Origin of the sequence: Formicincola oecophyllae (assembly GCF_006542395.2) — a bacterium.
Classification (GTDB): domain Bacteria; phylum Pseudomonadota; class Alphaproteobacteria; order Acetobacterales; family Acetobacteraceae; genus Formicincola; species Formicincola oecophyllae.
In genome coordinates, this window is record NZ_CP038231.1 from 1,514,430 (window position 1) to 1,531,422 (window position 16,993).

11 protein-coding genes are annotated in these 16,993 nt (G+C 64.3%); 5 read left to right on the forward strand and 6 right to left on the reverse strand.

Annotation, left to right across the window (positions count from 1 at the left end; genetic code table 11):
• Positions 1 to 80 precede the first annotated feature (80 nt).
• The 5 genes from E3E12_RS06770 to tsaD form a co-directional block, all read right to left on the reverse strand.
• On the reverse strand, positions 81 to 3,071 hold the full coding sequence (locus E3E12_RS06770; protein WP_141443626.1) for a [protein-PII] uridylyltransferase family protein: 2,991 nt from the start codon (positions 3,069 to 3,071) through the stop codon (positions 81 to 83).
• A 426-nt stretch (positions 3,072 to 3,497) separates the two neighbouring features.
• On the reverse strand, positions 3,498 to 6,458 hold the full coding sequence (gene mutS, locus E3E12_RS06775) for a DNA mismatch repair protein MutS (RefSeq protein WP_141443627.1): 2,961 nt from the start codon (positions 6,456 to 6,458) through the stop codon (positions 3,498 to 3,500).
• Between the two features lie 69 nt (positions 6,459 to 6,527).
• Complete coding sequence (gene murJ, locus E3E12_RS06780) at positions 6,528 to 8,093, reverse strand: murein biosynthesis integral membrane protein MurJ (RefSeq protein WP_141444159.1); 1,566 nt, start codon at positions 8,091 to 8,093, stop codon at positions 6,528 to 6,530.
• Positions 8,094 to 8,190: 97 nt separating this feature from the next.
• Positions 8,191 to 9,198, reverse strand: coding sequence for an NAD(P)H-dependent glycerol-3-phosphate dehydrogenase (locus E3E12_RS06785; protein WP_141444160.1), 1,008 nt, complete (start codon positions 9,196 to 9,198; stop codon positions 8,191 to 8,193).
• Between the two features lie 124 nt (positions 9,199 to 9,322).
• Positions 9,323 to 10,465, reverse strand: a complete 1,143-nt coding sequence (tsaD, locus tag E3E12_RS06790; protein WP_141443628.1) for a tRNA (adenosine(37)-N6)-threonylcarbamoyltransferase complex transferase subunit TsaD — start codon at positions 10,463 to 10,465, stop codon at positions 9,323 to 9,325.
• Positions 10,466 to 10,693: 228 nt separating this feature from the next.
• Here tsaD and hemC point away from each other — a divergent pair, with 228 nt between their 5' ends.
• Entirely contained in the window at positions 10,694 to 11,785 is a 1,092-nt protein-coding gene (hemC, locus tag E3E12_RS06795) for a hydroxymethylbilane synthase (RefSeq protein ID WP_141443629.1), read from the forward strand.
• 62 nt (positions 11,786 to 11,847) lie between these two features.
• Positions 11,848 to 12,642: a uroporphyrinogen-III synthase gene (locus E3E12_RS06800; protein ID WP_141443630.1), complete on the forward strand. Its 795-nt coding sequence runs from the start codon at positions 11,848 to 11,850 to the stop codon at positions 12,640 to 12,642.
• A gap of 96 nt (positions 12,643 to 12,738) precedes the next feature.
• Here the strand turns inward: E3E12_RS06800 and secB are convergent, their stop codons facing one another.
• On the reverse strand, positions 12,739 to 13,242 hold the full coding sequence (gene secB, locus E3E12_RS06805; RefSeq protein ID WP_240810625.1) for a protein-export chaperone SecB: 504 nt from the start codon (positions 13,240 to 13,242) through the stop codon (positions 12,739 to 12,741).
• Between the two features lie 511 nt (positions 13,243 to 13,753).
• On the opposite strand from secB, the gene E3E12_RS06810 reads away from it, so the two are divergent.
• The 3 genes from E3E12_RS06810 (at position 13,754) to E3E12_RS06820 (ending at position 16,947) form a co-directional block, all read left to right on the forward strand.
• Positions 13,754 to 14,548: a Tim44/TimA family putative adaptor protein gene (locus E3E12_RS06810; protein WP_141443632.1), complete on the forward strand. Its 795-nt coding sequence runs from the start codon at positions 13,754 to 13,756 to the stop codon at positions 14,546 to 14,548.
• Positions 14,549 to 14,626: 78 nt separating this feature from the next.
• The gene (locus E3E12_RS06815; RefSeq protein ID WP_141443633.1) at positions 14,627 to 15,445 is read left to right on the forward strand and encodes a Smr/MutS family protein; all 819 of its coding nucleotides are present in this window, start codon (positions 14,627 to 14,629) and stop codon (positions 15,443 to 15,445) included.
• 323 nt (positions 15,446 to 15,768) lie between these two features.
• Positions 15,769 to 16,947, forward strand: a complete 1,179-nt coding sequence (locus E3E12_RS06820) for an ABC transporter substrate-binding protein (RefSeq protein WP_141443634.1) — start codon at positions 15,769 to 15,771, stop codon at positions 16,945 to 16,947.
• Positions 16,948 to 16,993 lie beyond the last annotated feature (46 nt).

Here is a 16,993-nt window from a genome sequence, read left to right on the forward strand (position 1 = left end):
GGCCGGGCATGGATGGGGCAGCATCACCCTTGGCTGGTGGCTTGACAACCCTTCAGCCTAGCCGCGCTTTAGTGTCGTGGTTAAGCCGTGATGCGTTCCTGGGTAGGGGTGGTTGATGTGTGACCCTGCTGGTTGAAGCGCGCCACTGTTTTCAGCAACGCCATGCGCAGGCGCTCAATGGCGATAATGTCCGTCAAGGGGGCGCCTTCGCTTGTCACGTGGAAAACATCCACCACTTGCTGGCCGTAAGTGGTGATGAAGGCGGCCTCCACGTAAAGCCCGGCTTGGTGGAGGTCGCGTGCCACGCAGTTCAGGAAGCCTGGTCCATCGGGGGCGTCCACCTCTATTACGGTGTGGCGGCTTGAGAGGCGGTTGTCGATGGCCACCCGCCTGAACAGCGCTTCTCCGCATAGCCCAGGCCCTGACGCATGGTGGGTTGGGGCGGTATCGCAGGCACAGCCAGGGGCCAGGACGCCATCAGGTTGGGCTAAGGCCGTGCGCAGACCACGCGCCACCCTCTCCAGCGTGGCGGGGTTGGGGCGCTGGCCCTGGCCATCCTCCAGCCAGAAGGTAGCCAGCACTTTGGAGAGCTTGCGTCCAGGCGCCAGGAAGTGATCCGTGAGTTGGAAACCGTGCAAGCGCGCATCCACCACATGAAGGCCATTTTGGGCGATCAGCCCACTGACCAGAACCAGGAAGCCGTCACGGTCGGGGCACATGATGGTCAGCTCCGCCAAGTCGGAGGAAGGGTCAGACTGGATCTCCACCAAAGCTGGCCTGGGTAGTTTCTGGGCTGCGCCTTTTCCCCCGTCATGGCCGTTGCTTTCCTCGCCAGGAGGGTGGGCAAGTGCCTGGTAGCGCCTATAGACCAGGCCATGGCGCACATGGGTGTTTGTGTCCATGGAAAGCCAGTAAGCATCGCTGCCCATGGCCAGGAAATTGGTCAGCGTGGCTGACGGCAGGTGCCCTTGCAGCGCCTGGCGCACATCCAAGCCGGTTTGGGCTACGTCCTGGCGGGCGGCGCGGGCGCTTTTGTGGTGGATGAGGTTCAGCCCCCCTTCCAAAAGGGTGGCCAGGCGCCCGTAAAGCCTGTCCAGGGCGATGGTCTCAAAGATGTTCCAGTCATCAGGGCTGATGGCCATCAGGTCCGCCATGGTGAGGATGGTCAGGTGGCGCAACCTTTCTGGCGATTGGATGGTATCAGCCAGGGCCAGGATGGTGGCGTTGTCACCGTCCAGGCCCTGCAGGGCAGCGTTGGCCAGCAAACCGTGATGTTGGATCAGCCAGCAGATTTCCTCCACCACATTCTGCTCCATGTCCAGCCTGGCGCACAGCGTGCGGGCCGTGCGGGCGCTGCGGTTGGCGTGGCGGGCAATGCCGCGCGTTTTTCCCATGTCGTGGAACAGGGCTGCCATGGCTAGGAGGGTGGCTGTGCCGCCTACCTCCAGGCAATCATGGCCAGCACCATTGCCCCCAGAGGGCCTTGCGGGGGAGAGAAGGCGGCACAGCGCCACCAGTCCTGGGGGAAGGTGTGTGGTTTTGGCTTGCTCCCCATCCCTGTGCTGCTGCCCAGCATGAAGGGTGCTATCCACATCCACAGGTTGGACATGCAGCAGCTGGTGGACAAGGCGCGCTGTGACCAAGCCGTGGTGGTCCACCGTGCGCCGCAACCCTGGCCCTGGGTAAGGCAGCGCTGTGACGGGGCGCCATTCAGGCAGCAAGGCTGCTAGAAGGCCCGATAGTTCCAGCTTTTGCAGGGCGTGGGGGCAAAGCGTGACCAGTTCCTGCAGGATCATGCCGCCATGGCAGCGCAGGTGGCGCGCTGTTGGGCTGTCCTGGATGGCGGCGCGCGCTAGTGCCCTGGCGCTGCGCGTCATACGGGTGAACAGGCCTGCTGGCAGCGCTGGCACGCTGAGCGTTGCCCCAGGGTGCGGCGGCATGGTGGGGTCTTTTTTGGGGCCAGCGGCAGAAGTGCCCATGATGGCGTTGCGGTAGTCCATCAAAGGCTGGAGAAGCCAACTGCCGGCGCCAGGTACTTTAGGCATGCCTTGGGGCGGGAGGGTGAATGGCCTTTCAGCTGCGCCGTCATGCACAAGCATGGCAAGTTGGCGCCCGCCACGCAGCATGAGGTGCACTTGCCGCATGAAGTGAAGCGCCTTGGCGTCCGCCGTGCTGCCGCCATAGCGCAGGAACGTGGCCAATACGGGTTGGCTTTCAAGCGTCAGCCTGTCCCCTGGGCGGCCAGCAACGTAGTGGAGGTGGAACCGCACCTGCCACAGGAAGCGCAGAATCTTGCGCCCGCGCTTCATCAAGGGCGCACCTGGCCAGGCTTGCCTTGGATGGGTGGCCAGCCAACGCTGGCGGGAGGCGCCCAACTGCGCCGTTAAAGCTGATAGCGCCAAAATGCCGCCAGGGTGGTGCAGCAGGTCTGGTTCGGCCATAGTATCTGGGTTGAAAGGGTCAGCCCCCCTGCCCGGAACGCCCGTTGCCCCAGCTACCTCGTGCTGGGGGGGGTGGCGTGATGGCGTGCCGTAAATCAGCTGCGCCCCTTTGAGGGGGCTTGCCATGATAGCGCTGACCTGAATGCCCGCTTCGCGCAAGGTGCGCGTGATGAAGCGCATAGCGCGCTTGGTGGCAGCTACGGCGTTGGCCTTCCAGTTTGCCGCTGGCCCTTCCCATCGTTCATCCAGGACAGGGCTGAACAACAATTGCACCGTGCTGAACGGGGCCAGCCTGTCATGGGCCAGTTCACCGCTAGCATGGATGCGGAACCAGGGCTGGGGGGGGAGGGTGGCGCCATCCGCGCTGGCTGGGCTTGCCCCCCATGGGGTGCGGTGCTCGGTCAAGGCTGCCAACATGCTGATGGTCGCGTTGATGAGCCGCCCATAGGAACGCGCTGCCTTAAAGCCGCTGATCTGCCCTTCCTTGAAGGCTTGGCGCAAAGCGGCGCGCTCGCTTGAAAAGCGTTGCCGCAAACCATTGAGGGCCTCATTCACGCTAGCTTGGCCTGGCCATGCTGGCGGGTTGGGGGAAAAGGCGGGTGTGAATGACAAAGGTTCAGTGCCTGCCATGCTGTCCTTGGACGTGACGAACTGCCGGGTGGTTCCAATAGGGGGCAGGGGCAGGCAAGCTTTGTAGAAAGCTTTGCCGCTGGGCGCGCCCCCAGCCTTGGCACGCTTGATTAAAGGCGCCCCTAAGGCCACAGCTTTACGAACTGGTAAGAATCACAGTGCCCCATCCATAATGAAAATCAACCGATAACAGGTCGATTAAAGGACACTTTAAAGTGTCCTTTGGCTGCAACCCTGCCCCAGTCCCAGTTTTGCCGTTTCAGGTAGAGTGGAAATATTTTTCAAAAACCAAGTGAACGGCCGCGCTTATCAGGCGTGCTTTTGTCGGCGGGGGCGCCCGGTTAGGTAGGGTGCCAGGGGGCGTCCCTTAAAGAGGTAAAGGTTTTGGGGCTGTTTGGCGCTATTCTCTCTTGTTTACTGCAGTGTTTACTGCGGTTTTTTCAAAAGGTCGCCTAACTCGTAAAGCAGCGCGTGGGCTTGGCGCGGTGAAAGGCTGTCGGGGTCGGGGTTTTTCAAGAAAGCGCGCAAGGCTGGCGCCGTGTCAGCGCTGGCGTTTTCAGTGGGTAGCGTCAGGGTGAAGGTGGGTTTGGCAAGGGGGTTTAGGCTGCCGCCTTCGGCAACGCTTGAGGCTTGGGGTGGCATTTCAGATGCTTCTTTAACGCCGCTTGCAGTACGGCCAGTCCGGGAGCTTTCCGCTGTTGGGCTGAGCGTGGCCTGATTGGTGAACAGGTCTGAAGCGCCCACCCCCTGCGCCTGCCAGGTGGCTGGTGGGTGTTCAGGCTGGTGGGGCGTGCGCGCTGGTTTCCGGCGTGCCTGCATTTGGTTGAGCAAAGCCTGGGCGCGTTCCAGGATCGGGGCAGGCACCCCAGCCAGGCGCGCCACGTGAATGCCCCAGCTGCGCCCAGCCACGCCAGGCGCCACTTCATGCTGGAACACCAGCTGGCCCTCCCATTCGCGCACTTTCATGGCCCAGGGGCGCATGGCGGGCAGTTCAGCGGTCAAATTGGCCAAAGCGTGGAAATGGGTGGCGAAGATCGTCCGCGCCCTGATGCTGTCATGAAGGGCCTCCAGGGAAGCGCGCGCCAGCGCCAGACCATCCAGTGGGGCGGTGCCACGGCCTAGCTCGTCAACGATGACGAAGGAACGCGGCCCAGCCTGGTTGAGGAGGGCTGCAGTCTCCGTCATTTCCACCATGAAGGTGGATTGGCCGCGCGCCAGGTCGTCTGCGCTGCCCACGCGTGAAAACAGCCTGTCTACCAAGCCGATGCGCGCGCTCAAGGCTGGCACGGGCAAGCCGGCCTGCGCCATGATGATGGCCAGCGCGTTCTGCCGCAGGAAAGTGGACTTGCCAGCCATGTTGGGGCCGGTCAGCAGCATGACACGCTCTGTGGGGGGTAGGGCGCATGAATTGGGGGTGAAGGGCGCGCCACCGCCGCCTTTGGCGCGTTGGCCCTCCATAGCGCGCTCCACAACGGGGTGGCGGCACTGACGCAGGTCAAAGCTCGCGTCCTCAGTCAGTTCAGGGATGCACCAGCGCCCTGTGCGCGCCAAGGCCGCGCAGCTTTGGGCCACGTCAAGGGCTGCCATGTTCTGGATGAGGGCGGGCAGCGCCTCCAAAGCCATGATGGCCTCAACCAGTTTCTGGACCAGGCCCTGCTCGCGCTCAGTGCTGAGCTCAGCAGCTTCAGCCAAGGTGCTGTTAAGCTCGTCAAGAGCTTGGTTGCTGAAGCGGGCCAGGTTGGCAGTACCTTGCCTGATGTGCAGTTCAGGGTGGGCGCGCAGGCGTTCGCCCTCGCGCGCGGGCACCTCAATGACATGGCCCAGTTGGCTGTGGTGGCGCACGCGCAGTCTTGGCGCACCGTAACGTTCCGCCAAGCCGGCCTGCATGGTCATGATGGCTTGCTGGCTGTCATCACGTAGGGTGCGCAGGCGGTCCAGCTCAACATCGAAACCGCTGGCGATGACGCCGTCCTCCGTGGCGCGGGCGGGCAGTTCCTCAGCCAAGGCTTGGGCCAGCATGGCGTGAAGGCTGGCCAGCCTGGCTGCCAGGGCGGGTTCAGGCGCAGCCCAAGGGGTTTGGGGGGCACGCCCCAGGAGGACATGGAGCGCCATCAGGGCGGCCAGCGTGTCCCTGATGGCAGCCAGGTCGCGCGGTAGGGCGCGGTTGCTGGCAATGCGCCCCAAGGCCCGGCTTGCGTCTGGCAGCCCTTTGAGGTGCGCGCGCACCTGTTCAGCCAGGTTGTCGTTCTCAGCAAGCCATGCCCAATCGCGCTGGCGCTGCTGAATGGTAGCCAGATAGGTGAGGGGGTTGGCGATGCGCTCAGCAAGGAGGCGCCCGCCCCCTGCCGTCAAAGTGTTGTCGAGGGCTTCGAACAAGGTGTTGGCCGTGCTGCCGTCACGCCCTTCCAGCAGGTCCAGGCTGGCCCTGGTGGCACTGTCGAGGCCCATGGCGTGCCCTTCCCGGTGCACGACAGGCGGCGCCAGGCGCGGCAGGGTGCCAGCCTGGCTCATGCGGGCGTAGTCCAGCATCATGGCGCAGGCGATGGCTTGGTTGTCCGTCACCGCCCCTAGGGAGGCTGCGTCATGGACATGCCATGCCTGGGCCATGGTGGTACGCGCGCGCGCCGCGTTCAGGGCGCTGCGCCGCCCACGCGCGCCGCCGTCAGGTGCCTGGGCATAAGGACGCCACGCCGCAGGCAGCGCTTCACGGTCGTGGATGATGATCTCAGCTGGTTTGAGGCGCCCCAAGAGCTCATCAAGGCCAAGGGCTGTGGTGCTCTGCACATCCACTGTGCCTGTGGAGAAATCCATCCACGCCACGCCCCATTCACCCCCCTGTCCCTGGACGTGGGCTGGCGGGGGGGCCAGGGCCATCAAAAGGTTGGGGCGTGCACTTTCAAGCAGTTCATCCTCCGTCAAGGTGCCAGGGGTGAGGATGCGCACAATGCTGCGCGGCAAGGGCCCTTTACGGCCTTTGCTGGGCTTTTCCGTCTGCTCTGCCAAAGCAACGCGGAAACCGCGCTGGATAAGCCTGCGCAGGTAAGCGTCCACGGAATGAAAAGGAACGCCACACATGGGGATGGGTGAATCACTGTGCTTGCCGCGCGCCGTTAAGGCGATGTCAAGCGCTGTGGCCGCTGTGTGGGCGTCCTCATAGAACAGTTCATAGAAATCCCCCATGCGGAACAGCAGGAGCGTGTCGGGCACTTGCTCCTTGAGGGTAAACCACTGTGCCATGGCAGGGGAGGCCTGTGCGGCCCTTTCAGCCCAGCTGGACTGTGTGGGCCCCTCAGTACCAGCGCCTTGGTTGGCCTTGCCTGCGTCAGCCTGCCCTGGCCCAGGGGCACTGGTTGGTGTCTTGACGAAGGGGGCTTGGTGGTCAGTCATGGCAAGGGCCTGTTAGTCGCATAGTCAGAACGGAATCTTGAAAGGGCCAGGGGGTTTTGCTGTGGGGTTTCAGGGCGCGCGCTTGCGCCCCAGCCGTGCGCGGACCATCCCCACAAGGCCTGGCAGCGTCACCACGCCAAGGCCAAGCAGGAACAAGGCGTAGAGAACCGCGCCAAGCCCCACCAGCGCACCAAGCCCCAGCACGCGCAGCGGCAGGTGCCAGCTGGGGAACGTCCCCGCCACCTGCCCCGCAGCCCAGGCCGTCAGGCAGCCCATGGCCAGGGCGGCCAGGGTGATGCGCGCCATCCTGCCTAGAACGGCCCTTGTGGGCTTGAACAGGGCGCGCCTGCGCAGCACAGCGAGCATCAACCCCAAATTGACTATGGCTGCAAGGGCGCTGGCCAAGGGCGGCCCCATGAAGGCCAGTGGCTTAAGGAAAAGCAGGTTGAGGCCAAGGTTGAGCGCAAGCGTCACCATGCTGATCTTAACAGGTGTTGCCGTGTCCCCCTCAGCGAAGAAAGCTGGGGCGTAAAGCTTAATGAGGACAAAGGCAGGCAGCCCCACAGCATAGGCAAGCAGGGCCTGGGCAGCGTGGTTGACGTCACTTGGGCCGAAGCGCCCATAACCGAAAAGGGCGCTCATGATTTCAGGGGCCACGGCCATCAGCCCCGCTGTGGCAGGCAGCGTTAACAGCAGGGCGTAATCGCTGGCCCTGTCCATGGCGCCACGCATGGCCGCCTTGTCCTGTTGGGCAGCGTGGCGGCTGAGCAGCGGCAGGAGCGTTGTCCCCAGGGCAGCTCCCAACACCCCAAGGGGCAGCTGGTTGATGCGGTCAGCGAAATAAAGCCAGGAGATGGAGCCAGTCGGCAGCAAGGTGGCGATGATGGTGTCGATGGTGAGGTTGAGCTGGGTAACCCCAGACCCCACCAACCCAGGCCCCATGCGCGCCAGAAGCCGCCTGATGGCAGGTGTTAGCGCAGGCCTGGCCAAATGGGGCATCATGCCGTGGCGGGCTGCCGCCCACATCAGCAGCGCGAACTGCACCACCCCTGAAAGCGTGATGCCCCAGGCGCTGGCCACGGCCACATCGTGGTGGCCAGCCACAGCCCAGCCAATGGCAGCAATGCCAACGATGTTGAAGGAAACATAGGCCGCTGCCGCCGCGCTGAAGCGCCCAAGGCCGTTCAACATGCCTGCCACCAGCGCCGCCGCGCAGATGAACACCATGTAAGGCAGCGTGATGCGCGTGTAAGTGACAGCCAGCAGGAAGCGTTCAGGGTTACCGTGGCTGAAGCCAGGGGCCATCACGTGGATGACCGCTGGCATGAACACCTCCCCAAGGAGGGTCAGCCCCACAAGGAGCAGCACAAGCATGGTCAGCGCGCGGCTGGCGAAGGTGACGGCCGCCTGCTTGCCGTCACGTTCATGGATGGTGGTGAAAAGCGGCACGAAGGCGGCGTTGAAGGCCCCTTCCCCAAAAAGCCGCCTGAACATGTTGGGCAGCCTGAAGGCGATCTGGTAAGCGTCCTGCACCATGCCAGCCCCCATCAGGGCAGCCAGCAGCTGGTCGCGCACCAACCCCAGGAAGCGTGAAAGCATGGTCCAGCTGCCAACGGTCAGCAGATTGCGCAACATGGCGTGCGGCCCCTTCATGGTGGTGTGGTCAAGTGTGGCGCGTTACCCAGGCGCGCCTGGCGCTGGCTTTGCCCAGCTGCCTTGGGGAGGTCAGGCCTCACTCAGCAGCGGTGGGGCGGCCGAAAAGCTCCGCCCTGGCGCGCTCTGGGGTCAGCTCCCCCGCCAGCAAGCGCGAGACGGCCTCGATGATGGGTGTTTCCACACCATAGCGCGGGCCGACCTGGCGCAGGGTTGGGGCTGTCAGCACCCCTTCAGCCACGGTGGTGCGCTGCCCCAGGATGGTTTCAAGGGGGGTGCCGCGCCCCAGCTCCACCCCCAGGCTGTAATTGCGCGACCCAGCGCCCGTGCAGGTCAAAATGAGGTCGCCTGCGCCAGCCAAGCCGTAGACGCTGCGCGCGTTCTCCCCCATGGCCTCCACCAGGCGCGCCAGCTCAGCCAAGGCGCGGGTGATGAGGGCGGCGCGCGCGTTCTCCCCCATGCCTGCCCCTATGCAGATGCCAGCGCCGATGGCGATGACGTTCTTGGCCGCGCTGACAAGCTGCACCCCAAGGGGATCTGTGCTGACATAAAGCCTGAAGTCAGGGGTGCTGAGGCGCGTCACCATCTCCTGCGCGAAAACGCGGCTGCTGGCGGCTAGTGTGGCGGCCGCTGGCAGGCCCTTGGCGACCTCAATGGCGAAATTGGGCCCTGAGAGCACAGCGCGCTTGCGGTCTGGCATGGTCTCGGCCAGTACCTCCAGCGGCAGTAGGGCCGTTCCTTGCTCCAGCCCTTTGCAGCAGGTGATGACGGGGCATTCAGCCGCCAAAATGGGATGGAGGGTGCGGCTTGCCGTGCGCAGGGCCTGGGTTGGCACCACCAAAAGCGCGCAGTCGGCCTCATGGGGCAGATCCACAACAGGCTGCACGCGCGCTGGCAAAGTGACCGAGGGCAGGCGCGGCGCCGTGCGGCTGCCAGGCGGAATGGGCGTGCGCCCCCACAGCGAAACCCGCGCGATGGACGCCATAGCGCAAGCAAGCGCCACCCCCCACGCCCCTGCCCCGATCACGGCGATGTGGGGCAGGTGTGCGTCGTCAACAGGGGGCAATTGCGGTTGTGTGGCAGGCATGGGGAAGGCCAGGCTCATGGGCGTGACTCCTTGAAAACAGGCTGGCAGGCACTATGCGGGCCCATGGGGCGGGGGCCGGCTTTTTCTGATGTCATCTTAGGTGATGTCAACTTTGGTGGCGGCATCATGGGCCCTCTGGCCCCCGCTCTTCAAGCGGCCAGCGCGGGCGCGCAGGCGTGGTTAGCTCATCAACCACCGTAAGGGCGGCGGTAGCGCGTTGGCCCCACCCCCTGGCGCGCAGGCGCTCTAGTGCAGCCCAGCCAATCATGGCGGCGTTGTCGGTGCAGTGGCGCAGAGGGGGTGCTTCAAAACGCACATGGTGGCGCTCAGCACAGCCAGCCAGCCTGGCGCGCAGGTTCTGGTTGGCTGCCACGCCGCCAGCCACCACCAGGGTTGTCAGGGGGATGTTGTTTGCAGCGCACTGGGCGAAGGCGTGATTGAGGCGGTCCACCAGGCAATCGCCCACAGCTTGCTGGAAGCTGGCTGCTATGTCGGCAGCTGCAGCCTGGGGCAGCGCTTGGAGCCCATCAGGCCCATTCCACGGTTCCAGCAGGCGCGCCACCGCCGTCTTCAAGCCTGAGAAGGAGAAGTCACATCCCGCCCGCCCCAAAAGGGGCCTGGGCAGCGCGTGGGCGCGCGGGTCGCCCTGGCGCGCCAGGACCTCCAGCGCAGGGCCGCCAGGCCAGCCAAGGCCCAGCATCTTGGCGGCTTTGTCGAAGGCCTCGCCAGCAGCATCATCAATGGTGCCACCCAAAACCTTGTAGCGCCCCACCCCCATGACCAGAACGCACTGGCTGTGGCCACCTGACATCAGCAGCGCCAGGTAAGGGAAGGCAGGGGGCGTGTCCCCTGCCAAATGCGCGGCCAAGCGCGGCGCTAAGACGTGCCCTTCAATGTGGTTGATGGCCATGAAGGGCTTGCCCAGCGCCAACGCCATGCCTTTGGCGTAAGTGGAGCCCACAACAACGCCGCCAATCAACCCAGGGCCAGTCGTGGCCGCGAAAATGCTGACGTCCCTCAATCCCAGACCGGCATCCGCCAGGGTTTGGGCCACCAGGCCTGGCAGGATGGCCAAGTGGGCGCGCGCGGCGATCTCAGGCACGACGCCACCCAAAGCGGCATGGCTTTGCTGGGTGTGCAGCCCCTCCGCCAGGATAGTGCCGTTGCCATCGAGGATGGCACAGCCTGTGTCGTCACAGGAGCTCTCAATGGCCAGCACCCTCAGGGTGGATGGAGATGGGGAAGGCTCGGTGGGGGTTGTCGTCATAAGTGCCACATGCAGCACAAAGCGGCCTTGATGAAAAGGCACAGCCCCCTTCCAGGCCTGGAAAACCTTGCCGCCCCCGCACGGCTTTGGTAGGCCAGGCCTGACCAAGTGGGTTGGCCTTTAGCTGCTGTGGCAATCCTGCCATGGTTGGCGCAGACCTGGCCGTGCCTGGCGCGCCGTTATCAGCTGGCACATGACAAGCGCTTTAGGTGGGTTTAAAGATTCATTATGAATACATCATTACCTGAGGACGTGCAGTCATTCCAGATTTCAGAGGCACTGCTGCACGTTGCCGCTGAAGCCCTCCTGCGTGGCCACGGTCACGGCCGCGCACGCCACAGCAGCTTGAAGCTGCCTTTGCGCGTGGGCACGCGCGCCTCCCCCCTGGCGCTGGTGCAAACACGTGCCTTCGTAGCGCGCCTGACCAGGTTCTGCCCGCGCCTGCGGGATATGGGCGCCATTAAGGAAGTGCAGATGACCACCATCGCCGACCGCAACCAGGTGGCGCGCCTGGCGGACATCGGCGGCAAGGGCCTGTTCTCGCGTGAGATCCACGACGTCCTCCTTGAAGGCAAAATCGATCTGGCCGTCCACAGCCTCAAGGATTTGGAAACGGAGTTGCCGCCTGGCATCGTCCTGGGGTGCACGTTGCGGCGGGAGGATGCGCGTGACGCCCTCCTCCTGCGTGACCGTTCCAAAGCCGCGCGCGCCAAGGCTGGCAGCGTTGGGGATCTTCTGGCGTGCCTGCCTGAGGGGGCGATGATTGGCTGCTCCTCAGTGCGCAGGCAGGCACAGCTTCTCCACGCTAGGCCAGATCTGCGCTTCTGCCTGCTGCGCGGCAATGTGCAAACGCGCATCGACAAGCTGCAGGCGGGTGCGTGCGATGCCACGCTGCTGGCTCTGGCGGGGCTGCGCCGCCTGGACATGGCGGACCGCGCTGACGTTATCCTGCCACCAGACGTCATGGTGCCGGCATCTGGCCAGGGCATCGTTGGGGTGACGGTGCGCGAATCAGACCATGAGTTGCGTGAGCTCCTGGCGGCGGTGGAAGACCCTGAATCGCGCGCAGTCGCCACAGCTGAGCGCGCTTTCCTGGCGGAGCTTGACGGTTCCTGCCGCACCCCTGTGGGCGCTTATGCGGTTATGGAGCGGGGGCGGTTGCACATGGAAAGCGTCCTTTCCACCCCAGATGGTCGCTTTGAACGCCGCGCCCATGCGCAATCCACCTTGCGTGAGGCCGCAGCCCTGGGCCGCAGCTTGGCGGCGCGCCTGCGGGCGGAGACGCCGCCAGCGCAGTTCGCTGCCATTACCGCCCCTTGAAGTACCCTTGGGTAAGCGTCCTTGGGTTGGTGCCGCCTTCCTGGTGCCCACTCTAGGTAACCATGCAAAACCGCGCTGAAGCTGAAAAGCAACGCCAACCCCCATCAGGCCAGGAGGGCTGGGGATGGGTGAACCCCCTTGCAGGGCCTGAGGACTTCCTTGCTGGGCAGGGGCGTCATGTGTTGGTTACCAGGCCCCAGCCAGGGCTGGGGCGCACCATGGCGGCCTTGAAGGGGGCTGGTTGGCAGGCCGTGGCTGCACCAGCTTTGGCCATTACGCCCGTACCGGCCCCAGGGGAGGGCTTTTGGCGCACCCTCCTGGCTGCGGGCTGTAAAGCTGTGGCCCTGACCAGCGCCCAGGCGCTGCCTTTCCTGGCCAACGCCCCCCGCACGCTGCCGCTGTGGGTGGTAGGGGTCAAAACCGCCTATCAAGCGCGCCAAGCTGGCTTTGGCGCGGTGGTCACGGCCAGTGGCACCGCCCAGGCGTTGGCCCAGCTATGCCGCCAGCATGGGCTGGTGGGCGGCAGAGTGCGCCTGCTGACTGGGCGCGGTGATGATGGCACCCTTTACAACAGCGCGCTGGCTGGGGAGCTGCAGGCGGAGCGGTTGCTGGCTTATAGCGTCAGCCATGCCCAAGCCCTGCCAGAACGTGCCTTAGCGTTGGCTAGGGCACGGCAGGTGCACGCGGCTGTGTTTTACTCAAGCGAAAGCGTGCGCGCCTTCCTCAAGGCTTGGCCTGGGGGGGAGAGCGCGCTGCTGAGGGGGGTGGAAGCTTGGTGCCTCTCCTCCGCCATTGCTGGTGTTGCCGCCCCAAACGCGCCCTGGGGCCAGGTCGCGGTGATGACGGACGCCCCCTAGGGGGAAGAACCTCCTAGGAAGGCCGCGTTGTGTGGGCTGCGCCCACACCGTGCCCCAAGGCCCAGCTTCAGACCTAAGGAGTACGGCTTGGTGGAATCAGGCTTCGCCCTTGGTGTCAGGGAAGTTCTGGTTTTGGGCCTGGCGGGCCTGCCACATAGCCACAAAGTCAATGGGCTGCAGCGTGATGGGCGGGAAGCTGCCTTCACGCGTTACGTCACTGATGATGGCGCGGGCGAAGGGGAACAGCAGGCGCGGCACCTCAACCAGCAGGATGGGCTCAATGGCCTGCTGGGGGGCGCCTTCAAGGGTGACCACGGCTGCGTAGTTCAGTTCAGCGATGAACACGGGCGCGGCGTTGGGGTCAGGCGCCTGGCCCATTGTCTGCTCGGTGGATTCATTGGCCGTCACGCGGATGATGAGGCAGACCTCAAATACGGGGCGGTCCTTTTCCAGGCGGTTGGCCTGGACATCGATGTTCACACCGACATTAGGGGGGGTTGTCATGCGCGCAAAAGTGGCAGCGCCCTGGGGCACTTCAAAGGAAAGGTCCTTGAGGTACTGCAGATTGACGGCCAGCGGCATGACGGGGGGCAGTGGCATGTCGCTGTTGGCGCCTTCAGCGCCAGTGGGGTTGGCGCCCTGGTTTTGTTCAGGGGTTTGGTCGTTGTCAGCCATGGTTGGCTCCTTCAAGTTGAGGCCGCATCGCAGGCTAGGTTGGCGCAGGCCTAGTAGCAGTCCAGATTGCGGCCTTGCAGGTAGGCAAAAGGCAGTGCAGAGCACCAGTTCCGCAGGCTTGGCGCGCTGGACCTTTGGGGTGGCACACCAGGCTTCGGGCCTGGAAAGGTTCTGGGCAAGTGCTTTGCCGCACTGGCGCCACCATGGCCCAGCCTTGCCCCCAATGCCATACCTCACCCCCAAACACCCCTCATCTAGCCAGCTGTTGGGGTGGGTGTGGGTGCAGGGTGCCCGCAGTGTCGCCAGGATGTATGCCCTGGCAGGCGGGACTTGGCGCCACACGGGGTGTTGGTGTTATGAACAAAGCTGACAAAGCCAATTCCAGTGTCAGCTGCTGGCCCTGGAACCGGTCAGCCAGAATGGGGGACGAACTGTCATGGACAACATGGGACACATGGCCAGCCATGTTCATTGGGACCTGGTGGTGCTGGCTGTTCTGGCCTCCGTTCTTGTGGTGTGCCTCTACAGGGTGCTGGGCAAGCGCATTGGCGCCCAAGGCCTGCCCCAGCAACGCCCCTTGGCAAGCCTCGCCCCCCAGGGGCCGGACGCGCCCAAGGGCGTTCTGCAGCCACCCCCCCTGCCCACCACGCGCCCTGAGGCAGCGCCCCCGACAGAGCATGTCCTGCCTGACGCAGGCGTTAGCTTTGCCGCTACGCTGGCTGAAATGGCTCAATACATTCCTGGCTTTAGCCCCAGCGCCTTCCTCAACCAGGCGGAGGAAATCATCGCTGCCGTCCTAGCCGCCTACAGCGCTGGCGACAGGAAGGCCCTTCAAGCGTTACTGACGCCGCAGGTGTTCGCTGCCTTCACCGCCCAGCTGGACAGCCTTGCCAAGGAAGGGCTGAAGCCGCGCATCGCCCTCAAACGCATTGAGAAGCTCACTGTGGTTAATGCTCTGGTGGAAAACCCCAGTGAAGCTACAGGTGCTGAGGTTGAGGGTGGCAAGGGCGCGCCAGCCGGGCAGGGCTCCTTCTGCCGCATTGATGTCGATGTCGTCTCGTGGCAGGTCAGCTGCATTGTCAATGAGCAGGGCCAGCTGACTGAAGGCACAGAGGCCCTGACGGAATTCCATGAATGCTGGGGGTTTTTCCACAGCCCAGGCCAAAGCGCCATCGTGCCTGGTGTGGGGCTAGGCCCCACATGGCGCGTGGGCGAAACGCGCGCCCTTTGAGGGGCTGGTTTGGCCACCCCCAGGACTTTTCTTTATCGTTATTTGTGACAACACCAACCTTCAGGCAGGAAGTGCGCCATGGCTCAGGGCCGCGATGAGGAAGCGAAGCTCTGGCGGCATTACGTGCGCCGCAGTGGCACGGCGCCTGCGCCTGAAACGGGGCTTGGGGGGCGCTTCCTGCCTGAGGTGATGTTGGGCGCCACGTCCCGCAGCGCCCTGGCCACCCATTTGCTTGGCCCCAAGGAAGGCCCAAAGGCTGGCGGCAGGGGAGGAGTGCGCGCGCAGAGCCGTGCCCGCACAGCCCGGCGCCCTTCCAAGGCGCGTTTGAACAGCCCTTTAAACAATCCTGACAACCACCATGGCCAGGCTCAGCTTAGCAGCCCCCCACCCTCTTCGCAGGCCCCACAAACGGCCTTGGTGGAAGGGGCATGGCTGCAGTTCAAGGCAGGCTTGGCGGCAGGGCCACAACCAGCCTGGCAGTCACTGGCTAGTTTGCGGCCAGCGCGCCACCACCAAGGGCGGCGCGAACGTTTGGCGCGCTTTCAGACTGAACAGGCACGCCGCCAAGCTGAACGCCAACAGGTTCACAACAACCTGGCCTTGGTGCGCCATGTCAGCAGCGCCAAGCGGGCTGTGGACGCACGCTGTGACCTGCATGGATTAAGCGTTGCTGATGCTTACTGGGTGTTTTGCGCTTTTATGCGCCGCGCACTGGAGCAGGGGATGCGCTGCGTTGAAATCATCACGGGGATTGGGCGCTTCAGCGGGGGGCAAATCAAGCATGAGGCGCGCCATTGGCTGGAGAACTCCGAGTTCCGCCAACACGTGCAGATTTCAGTCCACCCCGACCCTGGCAACAAGGGCGCCATCAAGGTCCTCCTCAAGCGGCGGCGCTGAAGGGATGCGCTGGGTGATACCGGGGCGTGCAAACTTTGACTGGACGCTGGCCTGTTACTGCTTGTAGAATGCGAACCATTCGCAACAAGCTGGGCTTCCAGGCACTGCCCTGCAACCACCCACACTGAACCCCCACACTGCTTGGGCTGTTGATTGCGGGGCCTTGGCGCACCCCTGGCCCTGGTCCTGTGTCTGGCCCCAGCGCCCCTCAACACCTTTAGCTTATCTGCATCTTATCTGTGCGCCTTCAATCCCCTTCACGTCCCTGTGCCCTTGCCGCTAGGGTGCCCTTGAAGGCAGGCCAAAGCCCCTGGAGCATTCCCATGGTCACATCACCCCATCCTCGCCCCGCCAAGCGGGCAGGGCGCCTTTTTGCAGCGTTTCTGGCTGGGGCTGGCCTGTGGTGGAGTGGTGCCAGCACCCTGCAAGCGCGCGAGGTGACCGACATCTTGGGCCGCCATGTGCAGGTGCCAGACCATCCCCAGCGCATCGTCCTGGGGGAAGGGCGGCTGATTTACGCCCTGGAGCCCCTGGAGGGGGAAGGCCTGTTCAAGCGCGTTGTGGGTTGGCAGGGGGAGTTCCGCAGCTCTGACGCCCAGAATTACAACGCCCTTAAAGCCATCCACCCTGAGGCCGAACGCGTTGCCGTGATTGGCCGCAACTCAGCTGACACCATCAGCCCTGAGAAAATCCTGCAGTTGCGCCCAGACGTCGCTATTTTCAGCACAACAGGCCATGGCCCAGGCCAATCTGGCCCTGTGACGCAGCGCTTGGCTGAAGCCCACATCCCCGTTGTGTTCGTTGATTTCAGGGCTGACCCTGTGAAGAACACCGTCCCCTCCATGCTCGTCCTGGGACAGACGCTTGACCGCCAGCGGGAGGCCAAAGCCTACGCTGACTTCTACCAGGACCGCTTGTCCGCTGTGCGCAAAGCTGTAGCTGAGGACAAACACCCAGCGCCGCGCGTCTTCATCGACATGCTGGGCGGCCAGCGCCCTAATTGCTGCCACACGGCTGGCAACGGCAACATGGGCGCCTTCATTGAAGTCGCTGGGGGTGACAATTTGGCCGCCAAGTTGCTGCCAGGCTTCATGGGGGAGGTCACGCCGGAATGGCTGATGGCCGCCCAGCCTGATGCCCTCATCCTGGACGGCACGCGCCCTGGCGGCAGCACGGGCCCTGGTGTGCAGATGGGCGCTATGGTTAGCGCGGAGCAAGCGCGCGCCTCCATGGAGCGGTTGCTGGAAAGTGCTGACCTCACCCCCCTCAAAGCAGCCCATGACGGCCATACATGGGGTGTGTGGCATGCTTTCTACGACAACCCCTTCAACATCCTGGCCATTGAGGCCATGGCGACCTGGTTCCACCCCAGCACCACGGCTTCCATCCACCCTGAGGCCGATCTGCGCACCATCCAGGCGCGCTTCCATGGGCTGCCTGGCCCTGGCACCTACTGGGCTGGCCCTGTGAGCTTGCCTGCTAAGCAGGGCGCCCAGCCGTGACGGCAGCTTTGCAGGACCCAGTCACAGCCAGCCCCAGCACGGCCAA